General features: G+C 64.9%; 14 protein-coding genes. 4 read left to right on the top strand and 10 right to left on the bottom strand.

Annotated elements, in window-relative coordinates:
- Positions 1–3 precede the first annotated feature (3 nt).
- Complete coding sequence (locus tag JQ617_RS37375) at positions 4–1,341, bottom strand: Rieske 2Fe-2S domain-containing protein (RefSeq protein WP_212030710.1); 1,338 nt, start codon at positions 1,339–1,341, stop codon at positions 4–6.
- A 227-nt stretch (positions 1,342–1,568) separates the two neighbouring features.
- On the opposite strand from JQ617_RS37375, the gene JQ617_RS37370 reads away from it, so the two are divergent.
- Positions 1,569–2,414, top strand: coding sequence for an outer membrane protein (locus JQ617_RS37370; RefSeq protein WP_212030709.1), 846 nt, complete (start codon positions 1,569–1,571; stop codon positions 2,412–2,414).
- 86 nt (positions 2,415–2,500) lie between these two features.
- Here the strand turns inward: JQ617_RS37370 and JQ617_RS37365 are convergent, their stop codons facing one another.
- The 4 genes from JQ617_RS37365 to JQ617_RS37350 all read right to left on the bottom strand — a co-directional run bounded on the left by JQ617_RS37365 (position 2,501) and on the right by JQ617_RS37350 (position 6,407).
- Positions 2,501–3,397 carry a TauD/TfdA dioxygenase family protein gene (locus JQ617_RS37365; RefSeq protein WP_063686135.1) on the bottom strand — a complete coding sequence of 299 codons (897 nt, stop codon included), beginning with the start codon at positions 3,395–3,397 and terminating at the stop codon, positions 2,501–2,503.
- Between the two features lie 230 nt (positions 3,398–3,627).
- Positions 3,628–4,911 (bottom strand): flavodoxin-dependent (E)-4-hydroxy-3-methylbut-2-enyl-diphosphate synthase, encoded by a 1,284-nt coding sequence (ispG, locus tag JQ617_RS37360; protein WP_063686133.1) that lies wholly within the window; start codon positions 4,909–4,911, stop codon positions 3,628–3,630.
- 12 nt (positions 4,912–4,923) lie between these two features.
- Positions 4,924–5,877, bottom strand: coding sequence for a DMT family transporter (locus tag JQ617_RS37355; protein WP_212030708.1), 954 nt, complete (start codon positions 5,875–5,877; stop codon positions 4,924–4,926).
- Positions 5,878–5,912: 35 nt separating this feature from the next.
- Positions 5,913–6,407 carry a Fur family transcriptional regulator gene (locus JQ617_RS37350; protein ID WP_212030707.1) on the bottom strand — a complete coding sequence of 165 codons (495 nt, stop codon included), beginning with the start codon at positions 6,405–6,407 and terminating at the stop codon, positions 5,913–5,915.
- A gap of 156 nt (positions 6,408–6,563) precedes the next feature.
- On the opposite strand from JQ617_RS37350, the gene JQ617_RS37345 reads away from it, so the two are divergent.
- From JQ617_RS37345 to JQ617_RS37335, 3 genes are read left to right on the top strand one after another with little or no spacing between them, the layout of a single operon-like run.
- Positions 6,564–7,046 (top strand): MarR family winged helix-turn-helix transcriptional regulator, encoded by a 483-nt coding sequence (locus JQ617_RS37345; RefSeq protein WP_212030706.1) that lies wholly within the window; start codon positions 6,564–6,566, stop codon positions 7,044–7,046.
- Complete coding sequence (locus tag JQ617_RS37340; protein ID WP_212030705.1) at positions 7,039–8,202, top strand: HlyD family secretion protein; 1,164 nt, start codon at positions 7,039–7,041, stop codon at positions 8,200–8,202. The genes JQ617_RS37345 and JQ617_RS37340 overlap by 8 nt, the downstream gene beginning before the upstream one ends.
- 24 nt (positions 8,203–8,226) lie before the next feature.
- Complete coding sequence (locus JQ617_RS37335) at positions 8,227–9,783, top strand: MDR family MFS transporter (RefSeq protein ID WP_145657269.1); 1,557 nt, start codon at positions 8,227–8,229, stop codon at positions 9,781–9,783.
- A 117-nt stretch (positions 9,784–9,900) separates the two neighbouring features.
- Here JQ617_RS37335 and JQ617_RS37330 read toward each other — a convergent pair whose 3' ends face one another.
- From JQ617_RS37330 to JQ617_RS37310, 5 genes are all read right to left on the bottom strand, one after another.
- Positions 9,901–10,992 (bottom strand): phosphotransferase, encoded by a 1,092-nt coding sequence (locus JQ617_RS37330; protein WP_212030704.1) that lies wholly within the window; start codon positions 10,990–10,992, stop codon positions 9,901–9,903.
- 48 nt (positions 10,993–11,040) lie between these two features.
- Positions 11,041–12,729 (bottom strand): methyl-accepting chemotaxis protein, encoded by a 1,689-nt coding sequence (locus tag JQ617_RS37325; protein ID WP_212030703.1) that lies wholly within the window; start codon positions 12,727–12,729, stop codon positions 11,041–11,043.
- 229 nt (positions 12,730–12,958) lie between these two features.
- Complete coding sequence (pcaG, locus tag JQ617_RS37320) at positions 12,959–13,549, bottom strand: protocatechuate 3,4-dioxygenase subunit alpha (protein ID WP_063686119.1); 591 nt, start codon at positions 13,547–13,549, stop codon at positions 12,959–12,961.
- Positions 13,549–14,250: a protocatechuate 3,4-dioxygenase subunit beta gene (gene pcaH, locus JQ617_RS37315; protein ID WP_063686117.1), complete on the bottom strand. Its 702-nt coding sequence runs from the start codon at positions 14,248–14,250 to the stop codon at positions 13,549–13,551. Before pcaH ends, pcaG begins: the two co-directional genes overlap by 1 nt.
- A gap of 131 nt (positions 14,251–14,381) precedes the next feature.
- Positions 14,382–15,275: a dioxygenase family protein gene (locus JQ617_RS37310; RefSeq protein WP_212030702.1), complete on the bottom strand. Its 894-nt coding sequence runs from the start codon at positions 15,273–15,275 to the stop codon at positions 14,382–14,384.
- Between the last annotated feature and the right edge of the window lie 107 nt (positions 15,276–15,382).

Here is a 15,382-nt window from a genome sequence, read left to right as displayed (position 1 = left end):
GCGCTACTCCGCCGCCGCGATCCTCGGACGGCCGACGAAGCCGGCGACGTCGCCGAAACGCTCTAGCATCACGGCCGGCAGGTCCTTGGTCTTGCTGGTGACGCAGGCGCCGGAGCGCACCGCACAGCGGTCCTGATGCGCGGCCTGCGGCGGCGGCTCGCCCTGCTGAAGCGCACGCGCCAGCTCCATCACGACTTTGCGGAAATGCATGATGCCGAGATCGGTCGGGCCGAGATGCTCGCGGGTGCGGTCGGCGATCGGACCCTGGCTGTCCTGCACGGCGGCGTCCTGCTCGGAGACGCCCTTGATGCCGGTGTAGCTGCGAGTCCTCTGCAGCTTGCGGTCGATCAGATAGTCGTTGCCCTTGTGGCGCAGCGGCACATAATTGTCGTCGACCTCTGCGATCACGCCGTTGCCGCGATCATAGGCATCGCGCTCGCCCTGCGTCAGCGGCCGCTCCGGATTCCAGACATAAGTGTAGATCCAGCAATTGGTGTCGGTGACGGGCACGAAGGTCTGGCCAAAGATGTTTTCGCCTGGCATCGCGCTCGGTGCATAGGCGTGGAACGGCATCAGGAACTGCGCGATGCGCCAGTAGATGTTGTCGCTCCCGGTGAGCCGGCCGCCGGCGATCGTCAGCCCCGCCTCGTGCGAATTGACCTTGATCACCGGACGCGGGTCTTCGGCGATCCAGCGCATGTGATCGCTCGACATCCGCGCGATCGGATTCACGAAGTGCTTCTTGATGTCGAGAATCTCGTTCTCTTCCTTGTCGAAGGAGAGATGGGCGAAGGTGAAATGCGCGGTGTCGATCGAACCTTCCAGCGCCTGCACCCAGTTGCAGTCCTGCCACTTCTTGCTGACGTAGCGATGCGAAGCCGGCAGCAGCGCCATTTCGAGATCGGGCAGCTCGGGCATGGCGTCCGCCGGACCCATATAGGCCCAGATCATCTCGCCCCATTCGCGCACCGGATAGGATTTGATGCGGATGAGATCCTTGGCGTTGAGATCGGGATAGGAGGTCGGCATGTCGACGCAGCGGCCATCGGTGTCGAACTTCCAGCCGTGATAGACGCAGCGGATGCCGCATTCCTCGTTGCGCCCGAGCCAGAGATTGGCGCCGCGATGCGGGCAGTATTGATCGATGACCCCGACCACGCCGCGCGAATCGCGAAAGGCCAGCAGCTCTTCGCCAAGCACGACGATCTTCCTGGGCTCGCCGTCGGGCTCGGGGAGTTCTTCGGACAGCAGGACGGGAATCCAGAACCGCCGCAGCAATTCGCCCATGCCCGTCCCTGGGCCGGACTCGGTCAGGAATTTGTTGTCCTCGGCGCGGAGCATGGCTGATCCTCCCGACCTCCGTTCGGAAAGATTGGCGCAGGCGACGCGGGACGTCAACGCGGGCGCTTGGAGCGCCCTGGCCCCTCCTTTGTCCTCATGGCGCCCCCCCGTTTCGGGAAATTTCCCCAGGTGTTGCAGACGGGTGACGGACTTGGGCACAGTGGACGCCGTAACTTGCGGGCACATTGAAATCTGATTTGGAAATCTGATTTGGCTGGGGGCCAAAGATGGTGAAAAACGCGCTGAGGGCCGCGGCAATTTCTGTTTCCGTGTTGATGGCCGGCACCGCTTCCGCCGCCGACATGGCGGTGAAAGCTCGCTCTGTACCCGCCCCGGTTCCCGCTTTCTCCTGGGGCGGGTGCTATGTCGGCGGCAACGCGGGCTACTCGCGCGCGGAGGTCAGGTCGGACGGCACCCCCAACGCCATTTTTACGGGCACGGCGCCAGCTGGGACCGCCGCAATATTGACGTCGGCGTCCGCCGCAAAAGTGACGCCGGATGGCTTCACCGCAGGTCTCGGAATCGGCTGCAACTACCAAAGGGGCATCTTCGTCATCGGCGCCGAAGGCGACATCAATTACAGCGACCTTGGCGCACAACAAATTCGAGGCCCCTTTGCCAACGCCGCACCCGTTGTTCCCTACACCTGGGAAGAGCGTTTCCATTCCAACTGGTTTGCAACGGCGCGAGCGCGGGCCGGCGTCGTGCTCGCCGAGCGCAGTTTGCTGTACGTGACCGGCGGCGCGGCCTTTGCCGAATACAATTGGCTCAAGGCACTCGATTTTCCCGGGTTCGCAGGCTTCCGGTATCAAGCCAGCGCGTCTGAGAGCAAGCTCGGCTGGGTCGTGGGCGCCGGCTGGGAGTACGCGTTCAACAACAGTTGGTCCGCCAAAGTCGAATATTTGCACATGGATTTCGGAAGCTCGTCCGGAATTGCTCCGACTCCTCCCGGTCCCGCTGCGGGACCGGGAGCGGGTTCGGCCTGGTCGATCTCGAATAATTTCCGTGAAGACGTGGTGCGCCTGGGCGTCAACTATCGCTTCAGTGGCGGCGCTATCGTCGCGAAGTACTGACCACCTGCCGACCGAAAGACTTTGAAAGCCTCGGCGTCGACCGAGGCTTTCTTCTTTCATGCAGGGCTGCCCGCAGTGCAGCCCCGTCACACCGGCCGTTCGCCCTTCACCGTCACGCGCGTGCCGGAGCGCGTGTGCGGCCAGTAGTCCCACATCGCGCGGTGCTGGGTGCAGCGGTTGTCCCAGAAAGCGATGGCGTTTTCGGTCCAGCGGAAGCGGCACTGGAACAGCGGGTTTTCGGCGTGCTGGTAGAGATAGGCGAGCATCGCGTCGCTCTCGTCGCGGGGGATGCCGTTGATGTGGCGGGTGAAGCCGCGGTTGACATAGAGCGCCTTCTTGCCCGTCACCGGATGCGTGCGCACCACGGGATGCTCGGCGTTCGGATAGGAGGGACGGTCGGCGACGCCGTAATTCGCATAGAGCCCGCGATAGATCGGCTCGCCGTCATGCAGCGCGGTGAGCCCGTCCAGATAGGCCTTCATGCGGTCCGACAGTGCCTCGTAGGCCGCGTACATGTTGGCGAACAGCGTGTCGCCGCCGCGCGGCGGGCATTGCTTGATGTAGAGGATCGAACCCATCGGCGGCTCGAGATCGCAGGAGACGTCGGAATGCCAGCCCTCGCCATTGGCGCGCGGCGAGTTCTTGTCGGCGTAGATCTTCATCAAGGCCGGGTCTTCGTCCTCGTGCGGCGCTGCGGGGTGGAAATGCAATTCGCCGAACTTGCGGCCGAAAGCGAGATGCTGCTTTGGCGTGATGCTCTGGTCGCGGAAGAAGATGACGAGGTTTTCGGCGAGCGCGCGATGGATCTCGTCCATCTGCCGGTTGGAGCGGGCATCGCCGTCGACGAGCGCGCCGAGATCGACGCCGGAGATTTCCGCGCCGATGATGGGGGTGAGCTTCTCGACCGCGATGGTCTCGTAAGGCGCGCCGTCGTCAGTCGTGTGGCGATAGCGCGGCCCCTGCTTGCCGGCGAGTGAGCTCATCAGCGTATCTCCCGATCATTGTTGATTGGGAAGCATCGTAGCCCGGATGGAGCGAAGCGCAATCCGGGAACGGTCGTTCCGCGGTGGGCAATGCCCCGGATTTCGCGGAGCCTGTCATCGGGCGGCGCTTTGCGCCAACCCGGTGGCGCCATCCGGGCTAAGGCCGCGCAAAAAATAAGGCGGGTCTCGCTTCGCGAACCCGCCTTACGATTCCAATGCTTGGAAGACGCCTACTCCGCCGCGGGCGCGGGCACCTTGGCGCCCTGGCCGTAGCGCTGGTCGATGTAGTCGATCACCAGCGCTTTGAAGTCGGCGGAGATCGTGGGCCCGCGCAGCGTGCGGAACTTCTTGCCATCGACGAAGACGGGCGCGGCCGGCGCTTCGCCGGTGCCCGGCAGCGAGATGCCGATATTGGCGTGCTTGGATTCGCCGGGGCCGTTGACGATGCAGCCCATCACCGCGACGTTGAGCTCTTCCACGCCGGGATATTTGGTCTTCCAGGCCGGCATCTCGTCGCGGATGAAATCCTGGATCGAGCGCGCCAGTTCCTGGAACGTGGTCGAGGTGGTGCGGCCGCAGCCGGGGCACGCCGCAACCAGCGGCACGAAGGTGCGGAAGCCCATGGTCTGCAGCAGCTCCTGGCCGACCTGCACCTCGCGGGTGCGATCGCCGCCGGGCTCCGGCGTCAGCGAGATGCGGATGGTGTCGCCGATGCCCTGCTGCAGCAGAATGCCGAGCGCCGCGGACGACGCCACGATGCCCTTCGAGCCCATGCCGGCTTCGGTGAGGCCGAGATGGATGGCGTAATCGGAACGGCTGGCGAGATCCTGATAGACCGCGATCAGATCCTGCACCGCCGAGACCTTGGCGGAGAGGATGATGCGGTCCTTGGGCATGCCGAGCTCTTCGGCACGTGCGGCCGAGAGCAGCGCGGACTGCACCATGGCCTCGCGCGTCACCGCGCGGACGTCGCGCGGATTCGGCGAAGCGGCGTTCTCGTCCATCAGCTTGGTCAGCAGCTCCTGGTCGAGCGAGCCCCAATTGGCGCCGATGCGAACCGGCTTGCCGTTCTTGTTCGCGATCTCGATGATGTCGGCGAACTGGGTGTCGCGCTTGTCCTTGAAGCCGACATTGCCGGGATTGATGCGGTACTTGGCCAGCGCCTCGGCGCAGGCCGGATAGGCCGCGAGCAGCTTGTGACCGATATAGTGGAAGTCACCGATCAGCGGCGTGGTGATGCCGCGCTTGGCGAGGCCGTCGCGGATATGCGGGACGGCGGCCGCGGCTTCCTCGCGGTCCACGGTGATGCGGACCATTTCGGAACCCGCGCGCGAGAGCGCTGCGACCTGGGCAATGGTGCCGTCGATATCGGCGGTGTCGGTGTTGGTCATCGACTGCACGACGATCGGCGCACCGCCGCCGACGGCGACGTCGCCGACCTTGACCTGGGTGGTCCGATGCCGGGGCGCGGGGCCCGCGATGTCTGAATCGAGAGGGTTTTCGAGCTTGTTCATGGCGTCCAAATATCAGGTTTTGGTGACGTTCAGCAATGCATCGCGCGGCGCCGCAGCCGTTTGGCTGGGACGGTTAACCAGAAAAAGCCCAGCAATTACAAGGACCGCAGCGGCCCCGAATGTCAGGCTCAACGTGTCGTGCATGATGAAATAGCTACCCACCACGCCAAACAAAGGGGTGATGAAGGTAAAAGCCGACAATTTGCTGGCCGAATAGGCCTTCACCAGCGCGAACCAAAGCGTGAACGTGGTTCCAACCACCCAGATCGCCTGGAACGCCATCAGGCCGATCGAGAGCGGCGCCGGGGTGTGGGTGATGGTTTCGCCGAACAGCCAGGCTGCCAGCCCCAGGATCGGGATCGAGGTCGCGACCTGATAGCCCAGCGCCTTCTCCGGCGCGGCGAAGCGCAGCCGCGTGCCCTTGGCGACCAGCGTGGTAGCCGCCCACAGCCCGGCGCCGCCGACGATCAGGAGATCGCCGAGCAGGACATGCGAATCGACATTGGGCTGCGGCACGCCGATCGCGAGCGCGACACCGGCGAAGCTGACCGCGAGACCCAGCCATTGCGAAGCGCCGAGCCGCTCGCCGAGCACCTGATAGGAGCCGAGCGCGACAAAGAAAGGCGCGGTGTAGAGGAACACCACGGCGCGGGAGGCGGAGGTGAGGCGCAGGCCCTGGAAGATCAGCACGAACTCGATGCCGAACATCAGCCCGGCGATCAGGCCCGCCTTCCAGGTGCCGTCACGCTCGAAGAATCTCACGCCGCGCAGGGTGCCGATGATGAACAGCACCGGCAGCGCGCCCATCGAGCGGATCATCGCCTGCAGCATCGGCGGGATGTCCGGCAGCACCAGCTTCACCGCGATCTGGTTGAATCCCCAGGTCAGGCACAGCATGAGCATCAGGGCGACGGCGCCGGCGCTGAGAGGACGGCTGGCGGAGGTTATGGCTTGAGGTGCGGACATTTCTTCCTGGAATCCGGCTTTGCGCCGTTGTTGTTTCAAGATTTTTTCTGACAATGGGTGCAGACGCCCGTGATCTCCACCACGGACAGCTTTGGCGCGAAGCCTGAGCTGCGCGCGGCGGCATTGAGATTGCCGGCAAAGGACCCCGACGGAATCTCGCCGACGAGGCCGCAGCGCTCGCAGATCAGGAACGCCACCGCCGAGGTGGCGTCGTGGTCATGGGCGGCACAGGCGAGATAGGCGTTGCGGCTTTCGATGCGGTGCACGAGGCCGTTGGCCATCAGGAAATCGAGGGCACGATAGACCGTGATCGGCGCCGGCCGTGCCATCGATTTCGCTAGCTCGTCGATCACCTCATAGGCCCCGAGCGGGCGGTGGCTGGAGAGCAAGGCCCCCAGCACCTGGCGGCGGATCGGCGTGAATTTCTGCGAGCGCTGCTCGCAGACCGCTTCCGCATGCGCCAGCGCGTCCGCAGTACAGCGGCCGTGATCATGGTCAGGCGCGGGAAAGGCCGGCTTTGCGAGGGTCATGTGGCCGCTTTCTAGCATTTCAGCGGGGGAACCCAAAGCGCGACCGGCCGCGCGGCTGCCAGCCATGCTCATGCCGCGGGACAGCACCGCAATAACCCGGTGTGAAATAATCATAAGCTTGCTTATTATATCCCAAGCTTATTGGAGACGAAGCTTATGAGCCGCGGCTCGGTCGACCACAATTTCCTGTTCACGCTCGGTGAGCTCTACCGCCTGCTGAGGGTCTATGCCGACAAGGAAGCTTCGCGCTTCGGCATCACCCGCGCGCAATGGGCGGTGCTGGCCAAGGTGGAGCGCAGCGAGGGCATGAAGCAGTCGGAACTCGCCGAGCTGCTCGAAGTGCAGCCGATCACGCTGACGCGGCTGATCGACAAGCTCTGCGACAATGACTGGATCGAGCGCCGCAACGACGCGTCCGACCGCCGCGTCAAGCGGCTCTATCTCAAGAAGGCGGGGCGGCAGCTGCTTGGCCGCATGAGCGGCCTGAAGTCGGAGCTCACGGCCAACGCGCTCGACGGCATCAGTCCGGCGGACGCCCACCGTCTCCTCACTCAACTCGAAGCAATCAAGGAAAACGTGCGCGGCGCGATCCAGACATCGGGCGCGGAACAAGCACGTAAGGAGCAGCGCTATGGCTGATCAGGTTCTCAAGTTCCCGCCAGAGCAGAAGAGCGACAGCGGCAAGCCGACCAAAAAGGCCGGCACCGATCCGCGCCGCCGCTTCGTGGCCGGCCTGCGCCGCCATCGCCGCTTCCTGCTGATGGTCGTGCTTCCCGTCTTCGTCGCCGTCGGCGGCCTCACCTTCTATCTGAACGGCGGCCGCTATGTCGGCACCGACGACGCCTATGTCGGCGCGCAGAAGGTGCTGGTGACGCCAGACATCTCCGGCAAGATCCAGAAGGTCCTCGTGAAGGAAGGCCAGGTCGTCAAGCAGGGCGACGAGCTGTTCGAGATCGACCCCGCTCCGTTCCGCCATGCGGTGGATGAGGCCAAGGCGCAGCTCGCCCAGGCGCGCACGACCTACGACAACCTCATCGCCAACATCAAGATCTACGGCGACATGCTGAACCTCGCCCAGCAGGGCGTCGACCTCAAGCAGCGCGACGTCGAGCGCAAGCAGGCGCTGGTGAAGAACAATTACGGCTCCCAGCTCGATCTCGACAACGCCGCCAACGCGCTGGTGACCGCCGGTGCACAGACCCAGTTCGTCAAGCAGCAGCTGTCCAATGCGAAGACGCAATTGCTCGGCGATACCAATTTGCCGCTCGAGCAGTTTCCTCCTTACGCGCAGGCCAAGGCGAAGCTCGACGACGCCCAGCGCAATCTCGATCACACCGTGCTGCGCGCGCCGATGGACGGCGTCGCGACGCAGGTCGAGCAGATCCAGCTCGGGCGCTTCGTCACCGCCGGCATGGCCGTGTTCTCCATCGTCGACATCGCCCATCCCTGGGTGGACGCCAATCCGAAGGAGAGCGACCTCACCTATGTCACCGAAGGTCAGCCTGTGACGCTCGAGGTCGACGCGTTCCCGAACCACGTCTTCAAGGGCAAGATCGGCTCGCTCTCGCCCGGCACCGGCTCGCAGTTCGCGATCCTGCCGCCGCAGAACGCCACCGGCAATTTCGTCAAGGTGGTGCAGCGCGTGCCCGTCCGGATCTATTTCGACGAGACCGACAAGTACGTGCGCAAGCTGAAGGCCGGCATGAGCGTCTATGCGACCATCGACACCGGCCACAAGCGCTCGCTCGCCAGCCTGCTCGGCCTGTCGGCCACCGCGGGCCAGGACAAAGAGTAAGGTTCAAGGACAAGGACTGACGCGATGTCCGGCCCCAATGCCAGCCTGATGGTCCCCGGCCTGCGCCGGAACATGGTGACGATCTGCGCCATGACCGCGACCATCATGCAGGCGCTGGACACCACCATCGCCAACGTCGCCCTGCCCTACATGCAGGGCTCGCTGTCGGCCTCGCAGGACCAGATCAACTGGGTGCTGACCTCCTACATCGTCGCCGCCGCGATCATGACGGCGCCGGTGGGGTGGATCGCCAACCGCTTCGGCCGCAAGCGCATCTTCATCATCTGCTCGGCCGGCTTCACGGTCGCCTCGGTGCTGTGCGGCCTCGCGCAGGACATCAACCAGATGGTGCTGTTCCGCCTGCTGCAGGGCGTGTTCGGCGCGGCGCTGGTGCCGTTGTCGCAAGCGGTGATGCTCGACTATTACACCCTGCAGGAACGCGCCACGGCGATGTCGATCTGGGGCATGGGCGTGATGATGGGCCCGATCATGGGCCCCTCGCTCGGCGCCTGGCTGACCGAGACCTATTCCTGGCACTGGGTGTTCTTCGTCAACCTGCCGTTCGGCGCGATCACCGTGCTCGGGCTCGCCGTCTTCATGGACGAGACCGACAAGAATCTCAGTTTGAAATTCGACTGGTTCGGCTTTGCCGCGCTGGCGGTCGGGATCGGCGCGCTCCAGCTCGCGCTCGACCGCGGCGAGCAGCTCGACTGGTTCGAATCGGTCGAGATCGTCACCGAGTTCATCGTTTCGGGCATCGCCTTCTACTATTTCTTCGCCCACTCGTTCACGACCTCGCGCCCCTTCATCCAGTTCGCGCTGTTCAAGGACCGCAACTTCCTGACCGGCTGCATCTTCATGACGGTGATGGGCCTCGTGCTGTACTCGACCATGGCGCTGGCCTCGCCTTACCTGCAGAACGTCATCGGCTATCCCATCATGACCGCCGGCGGCCTGCTCGCGAGCCGCGGCTTCGGCACCTTCTTCGCGATGATGATGGTCGGCCGCATCATGCGCTACATCGAGGCGCGCACCCTGATCATCTGCGGCCTGACGCTGACCGCGGCCTCGCTGTTCCAGATGACCGGCTGGACCGACCAGACCCAGGTGCCGGAGATCGTCATCGTCAGCGTGATCCAGGGTTTCGGCTTCGGCCTCGTCTTCGTGCCGCTCTCGACGGTGTCTTTCCTGACGCTGCCGAACCATCTGCGCACCGACGGCACCTCGATGCTGACGCTGCTGCGCAACGTCGCAAGCTCCGTCGGCATCTCCATCGTCATCGCCGAGCTGACGCAGGGCACGCGCAAGACCTACGCGATCCTGTCCGAGCACATCAACCCGTTCAACCACGCCCTGCAAATGCCCGACGTCCGCGGCATCATCAATCTCTCGACCGACGCCGGCCGCGCCATGGCCGACAGGATGGTCAGCGTGCAGGCGCAGATCATCGCCTTCGCGCACGACTACCAGGTCATCATGTTCTTCATCCTCTGCACCATCCCCCTGGCGCTGATGATCGGCTCCACCAAGGCCACGCTGCGCAAGCAGGCCGCGGGGCCGGAACATGCGGTGATGGAGTAGCGGTTCGGTCTCGCGCCCCGGACGCAGCGCAGGGCCGGGGCCCATATTCGCGGCACGATGGGTCCCGGTTCTGCGGCGCACCGCTGCGCGCTGCACCGCGCCCGGGACAAGCGCCCCCTACAGCAATTCCTCGCAGCCCAAATCGTCCACGGCCATCATCACCCGCTCCAGATTGTTCCACCAGATCAGCGGCGGGATGTTGATGCTCCACTGCCAGACCGGCTTGGTGATGTGCCACAGCACCGAGCGGCGATAATCCTGGTCGAGCGTGCCGCGCGAATAGCCGCTGACGCCATGCGCGATCAGCGTCTCGTGATAGCGGTTGAGCAGGAGGCGTTCGAGGGCCTGCCGGCGCTCGGGATACCACTGCACCGCCATCATGTAGGCGAGATCGCCGGTCGGCACGTTGATGCGCCACTGGTCGAAGTCGAAGATGCGCACGCTGTCGTTGACGCCGGCGCGCGGCAGCATGAAATTCCAGATATGGGCGTCGCCATGGGTAATGGAGAGATGCCGGCGGGTGTGATAGCGCTGCAACAGCCGGTCCGATTGCTCGATGAAGCGGCGGTAGAGAATGCGCCGCTCCTCGCTGAGCCGATCGCCGAGAAGGTCTGCAAACCGGTCGTAATGGCCGGCGAAGGTCTCCACCAGTTTTGCGGAATCCTCCGCACTCGTCCAGCTTCCGACGGTTTCGCCGAGTTCGGGATGATCCCACCAGGCCGCGTGCCAGCGCGCCAGCGTCGTGACGATCGCCATCGCCTGCTCGCGCGAGGGCGGCAGCGGCCATTGCGTCGCGATCTCATGGCTGTCGGTGAGATCTTCGAGCAGCAGGTGCCAGACGAGACTATCCTCATCGAAATGCCCGTCGAAACAGCGCGGCACCAGGCCGGGCGGCATCGTCGGTGCGAGCTGCGTGTAGAAAGCCACTTCGTGCCGTCCGCCATGCGCAAGCGTCTTGGCGAACTTCGCCTGTGCCGTCTTCAGGATCAGCGATTGCGGAGCGCCGGCGGATTCGCCGACATAGCGCAGGCCGAGGCGGATGATGTGCGACACGAGGGTGTCGCGCTCATCCAGCACCTTCACCTCGCGCACCGCACCGGCGTCCAGCACGCCGCCCCGGCGCAGCGCCGCCGTCAACCGGGCGGGCTCAACGACTTCAGGCAATTGTGGAGGTGTCATGAAATTCACGATGCCTCTGTCCCGCGCCATACTGCACGATCACGACCCCGGGCACCAGCGGCGGGCCTGATGCGGGACCTACGCCGCCGCGGTCGAGTCCCGCACGGTCCGGACCACGACCGACCGCAACTGCTCGAGATTGGCCGCCATCCCGGCGATGGCCTGCCTGACCTCCGCGGCGCGCTCGTTCACGGACGTTGCGTCGCGGCTGACATTGCCGATCTTGGCCGAGACGTCCTTTGCGGCGGACGCCGATTCGGAGATCGACCGCGCGATCTCCCGCGTCGCCGCGTCCTGCTCTTCCATCGCGGCCGCAACCGAGGTCGCAACGCCGTCGATCTCGACGATGTGGCCGCCCATGGTTTCCACGGCATCCACCGCAGCCTGCGTCGAGGCCTGGATCTCGGCGATCAGGCGCGCGATCTCCTCGGTGGACTTGGCGGTCTGGTCGGACAGGGATTTCACCTCGGCGGCGACCACCGCAAAGCCGCGGCCGGCCTCGCCGGCGCGCGCCGCCTCGATCGTGGCGTTGAGCGCCAGGAGGTTGGTCTGGCCGGCGATGCCGCCGATGAGGTCGGAGACCTCGGCGATCTTCTTCACCGATCCGGCCAGCGCCTGGATGGTCGAGCGCGCCTGCTCGCGGCCCGCGACGGCCGACTTGGTGACGGTCGAGGTGCGCGCGACCTGGGTCGCGATCTCACGGATCGAGGCGCTCAGCTCCTCGGCGGCGGCCGAAACGGTCTGCGAGCTGCCCAGCGCCTGCGTCGAGGCCGCAGCCACCGCCTGTGATTCCGTGGACAGCGAGCGGGCGATCTCGGACAGGCTGGAGGCGACCCGTTCCACACCCTGGCTCGCGGCGCTCGCAGTATCGACCGAACGGCCGGTTTCGCGCTCGACCGTCTCGGCCATCTGGTGCAGGGCGGAGCGCTTGGCGCGTGCGGCATCCTCCTCGTTCTGCAATTGCTCCTCGCGCAGCCGCGAATTCTCGATCGCCCCCTGCTTGAACACCTCGAGGGCGCCGGCCATCGAGCCGACCTCGTCCTGCCGATGCGCGAACGGAATCTCGGCGGCGAGATCCCCGGTCGCGAGCTTCTGCATCGTGCCGGTCATGCGCACGATCGGACGCACCACGCCGAGAGCGACGCCGAGCAGTCCGGCGGCGATGAAGGCGAGAACCGCGGCGGAGACGCCGAGCAGGATATAGAGGATCGAGCTGTCGCGGTCCGCGGCCAGCTTCTCCATCGCGGCATTCTGCTTGTTGGCGTTCTCGACGATGCTGTCGATCACGGCGCGATGCGCGGTGTAGGCGTCCTTGAGCTGCGTATAGGCGCGCTCGGCGGCGGCCGTGTCCTTGGCCTTGAGGGCCGGCAGGAGCTGGTCGGACGCCTTCCAGAATTTCTGCACCTCGGCATCGGATTTCGACACCAGGGCCGTTTTCAGGTCGGCCGACAGGCTGGAGCCGACCCAGAAAGCCTTGCGCTCGTCATAGTCCTTGCGGAGCTGGACCAGCCGCTCGCCATGGGCCGCCAGCTGATCCGGCTCGCGCATGGCGAGCGTGGCTTCGAGATAGGCCTCGATGACATATTCAGGCGGCGGCAGGATGTCGGCGATGAGGTCGTTGCCGAGCTTGATGTCGGAATAGAGCTGACCGCCGACCTTGAGTTCGCGGAGCGCATAGAGACTGGTGGAGACGACCGCGGTGAAGCCAATGGCGAGCACGATCCCGAACGCAATGATCGCGGAAGACAACGACAAGCGAATTTTCATGAGGCAATCCGGGCACGAATCAAATCCGCACCGAGCCTAGACTGCTACGGTAAATACGGACTTTCCTCGCGGGGAAGTTGCCGAAGAAAAGCTCCGCAGAACTACGGGAATAGGATGCCGGTTGATCGGATTTTGGTCAGCGAGACTGACGCTCAAACGTGCAATGGATTGCGATTGCGCTGAATGAGAAGCGCGTGGCGGCGACCAAATGTCGCCGCCATGCATTGCCTCAGACGTCGAAGAACACCGTCTCGTCGTCGCCCTGGAGGCGCAGGTCGAGCCGGTAGACCGGCTTGCCGGCCTCGCGCACCGCGGTGATCGTGGCCCGACGCTCACCAGGCACCAGCGACAGCACCGGGTCGGCGGCGTTGCCGGCCTCGTCGCTGAAATAGATCCGGGTGTAGAGGTGCCGCAGCATGCCGCGGCCGAACACGGCGAGGACGATGTGCGGCGCCTGCGGCTTGCCGTCGGGATCGGGCACCACGCCCGGCTTGATGGTGTCGAAGGAATAATTGCCGTCCTTGTCGGTGCCGCAGCGGGCAAAGCCGCGGAAGCTGGCGTTCGGCAGCGCGCGCTTGTCCTGCGGATCGGCGAAGCGTCCCTGTGCATCCGCCTGCCAGATCTCCAGCATGCAATCCGGCACGACGGCGCCGTCGCCGTCGAACACGCGGCCCTCGATGCGGATACGATCGCCCGTGACATCGGGCGTCAGCGTCGAATTGGTGAAAGCGTCGTTCCAGGCATAGTCACCGGTCGGCGTCAGACCGTATTTGAAGAACGGACCGACGGTCTGCGATGGGGTGATACCGTTGTCCTGCACTAGTGATTCTCCATGGGGGTAGCGTTCTTGCCGCGCAGCACGATGTCAAAGCGGTAGCACAGCGCCCATTCGGGCTGGGTATTCTCGAGGTCGAACGACGAGACCATCCGCGCACGCGCCTTCTCGTCCGGCACCGAGTTGAAGATCGGATCGAACGGAAACAGCGGGTCGTTCGGGAAATACATCTGCGTCACCAGGCGCGTGACGAAGGAATGGCCGAACACCGACAGATGGATATGCGCCGGACGCCAGGCGTTGTGATGGTTGCCCCACGGATAGGCGCCGGGCTTGATGGTGACGAAGCGGTAATAGCCGGAGGCATCGCTCACGGTGCGGCCCGCGCCGGTGAAATTCGGATCGAGCGGCGCCGGGTGCTGGTCGCGGACGTGGACGTAGCGACCGCAGGAATTGGCCTGCCAGATCTCGACCAGCGAATTCGGCACGCCGCGGCCGTCCTCGTCGCGCACATGGCCGTGCACGATGATGCGCTCGCCGATCGGTTCGCCGGCATGCATGGTCGTGAGGTCGGCATCGCCTTCGCGCACGGTCTCGTGGCCGTAGACCGGACCGGTCAATTCCGAGAGCGTGTGGCGCATCGGGATCAAGGGCTTGTTCGGCGCACGCTTGATCGAGCTCTTGTACTCGGGCGACAGCGGCAGCGGATGCGCCTTGTTGCTGTCAGTGGGATAGATGAACGTCATGGCGAGCTCCTCCCCGGCCATGTTTTAGTCCGGCCGGTCAACATTTCCGCCAATCATTATAGGACATAACTAATTTGGGGAAGCGGGTTTAGCGGCGTTCCTGCCCCCGGGGCAGCGGGCCCATGCGCGCCCTATTTGATCGGCGGACGCGGCAGCACGGCTTCCCCAGCCTCGAGCCGGTAGGTGTGATCCAGCGAATACCAGGGGACCGTGACGTCGCCCGCGCTCGGATGCGGCGTATCGTGGCGCTGGAACTTGCCGATCAGGGCCTCTGTCACCCCGAACTGCACGTCGCTGTCGATGTGGGGATCGCCGGGATCGTAGACCTGCGAGATCAGCGTCTTGAATCCGGGCTTGAAGATCAGGGCGTGCAGATGCGCGGGCCGGTAGGGGTGCCGGCTCTGCGCCTCGAGCAGGCGCCCAACCACGCCATCGGTCGGGATGGGATAGCCGACCATCATCACCGAGCGGAAGGCGAAGCGTCCGTCCTGGTCGGTGGTGAACTTGCCGCGCAGGTTCATGTCGGCCTGCTCGGGATCCTGGTTCTCGTAGAGACCGACCGGGGAGGCGTGCCAGACATCGACCTCGGCACCGGCAACGGGACGGCCGTCCCTATCGACGACGCGGCCGCTGACGAACAGCGGCGCGCCCGGCGTCTCCGAGCGCACGATCGATCCGCCATTCTCGACCCGCGGCGAGTTCAATCGCCAGAACGGTCCGAGCAGCGACTGATCGGTCTCGGTATTGCCGTTGTCGCCATTGTTGAGCAGGCACACCAGCGGGGAGACACCGAGCGAGCCCGCCATCAGCACGACCTCGTTATGCGTGTCGGTCGTCAGCTTGCCGAGTTCGGCGATCACAGCGGTGGCGTCGCGAAACTCCTTCTCGGTCAGGCGCACGTCGCGCACGAAGGCGTGGAGGTGCTTGACCAGGGAGACCATGATCTGGCGAAGCCGCGGATCGGACGTCCGCTCCATCACCGCCAGGGCCGCGGTCGTGACGTCCTGCTCGCGCTCGATGATCATGGGACGGTCCTTGAAGCGACCCGCGAAACCTCAGCATTGTCATTCCGGGGCAGCCCGACAGGGCTGAACCCGGAATCTCGAGATCCCGGATTCCGCTCTAACGAGCG

The organism is Bradyrhizobium sp. KB893862 SZCCT0404 (assembly GCF_018130885.1).
GTDB lineage: Bacteria > Pseudomonadota > Alphaproteobacteria > Rhizobiales > Xanthobacteraceae > Bradyrhizobium > Bradyrhizobium stylosanthis.
Note: the sequence above shows the minus strand (reverse complement) of the source record. Positions and strands in the feature narration are given on the sequence as shown.

Bases quoted from the DNA above. Each gene is read 5' to 3' on its own strand.
- JQ617_RS37350 (WP_212030707.1), bottom strand. From the start codon at position 6,407: ATGACCCTCGCAAAGCCGGCCTTTCCCGCGCCTGACCATGATCACGGC.
- JQ617_RS37330 (WP_212030704.1), bottom strand. From the start codon at position 10,992: ATGGCGCGGGACAGAGGCATCGTGAATTTCATGACACCTCCACAATTG.
- JQ617_RS37335 (WP_145657269.1), top strand. From the start codon at position 8,227: ATGTCCGGCCCCAATGCCAGCCTGATGGTCCCCGGCCTGCGCCGGAAC.
- JQ617_RS37375 (WP_212030710.1), bottom strand. From the start codon at position 1,341: ATGCTCCGCGCCGAGGACAACAAATTCCTGACCGAGTCCGGCCCAGGG.
- JQ617_RS37340 (WP_212030705.1), top strand. From the start codon at position 7,039: ATGGCTGATCAGGTTCTCAAGTTCCCGCCAGAGCAGAAGAGCGACAGC.
- pcaH (WP_063686117.1), bottom strand. From the start codon at position 14,250: ATGACGTTCATCTATCCCACTGACAGCAACAAGGCGCATCCGCTGCCG.
- JQ617_RS37345 (WP_212030706.1), top strand. From the start codon at position 6,564: ATGAGCCGCGGCTCGGTCGACCACAATTTCCTGTTCACGCTCGGTGAG.
- JQ617_RS37370 (WP_212030709.1), top strand. From the start codon at position 1,569: ATGGTGAAAAACGCGCTGAGGGCCGCGGCAATTTCTGTTTCCGTGTTG.
- JQ617_RS37325 (WP_212030703.1), bottom strand. From the start codon at position 12,729: ATGAAAATTCGCTTGTCGTTGTCTTCCGCGATCATTGCGTTCGGGATC.
- JQ617_RS37355 (WP_212030708.1), bottom strand. From the start codon at position 5,877: ATGTCCGCACCTCAAGCCATAACCTCCGCCAGCCGTCCTCTCAGCGCC.
- JQ617_RS37310 (WP_212030702.1), bottom strand. From the start codon at position 15,275: ATGATCATCGAGCGCGAGCAGGACGTCACGACCGCGGCCCTGGCGGTG.
- ispG (WP_063686133.1), bottom strand. From the start codon at position 4,911: ATGAACAAGCTCGAAAACCCTCTCGATTCAGACATCGCGGGCCCCGCG.
- JQ617_RS37365 (WP_063686135.1), bottom strand. From the start codon at position 3,397: ATGAGCTCACTCGCCGGCAAGCAGGGGCCGCGCTATCGCCACACGACT.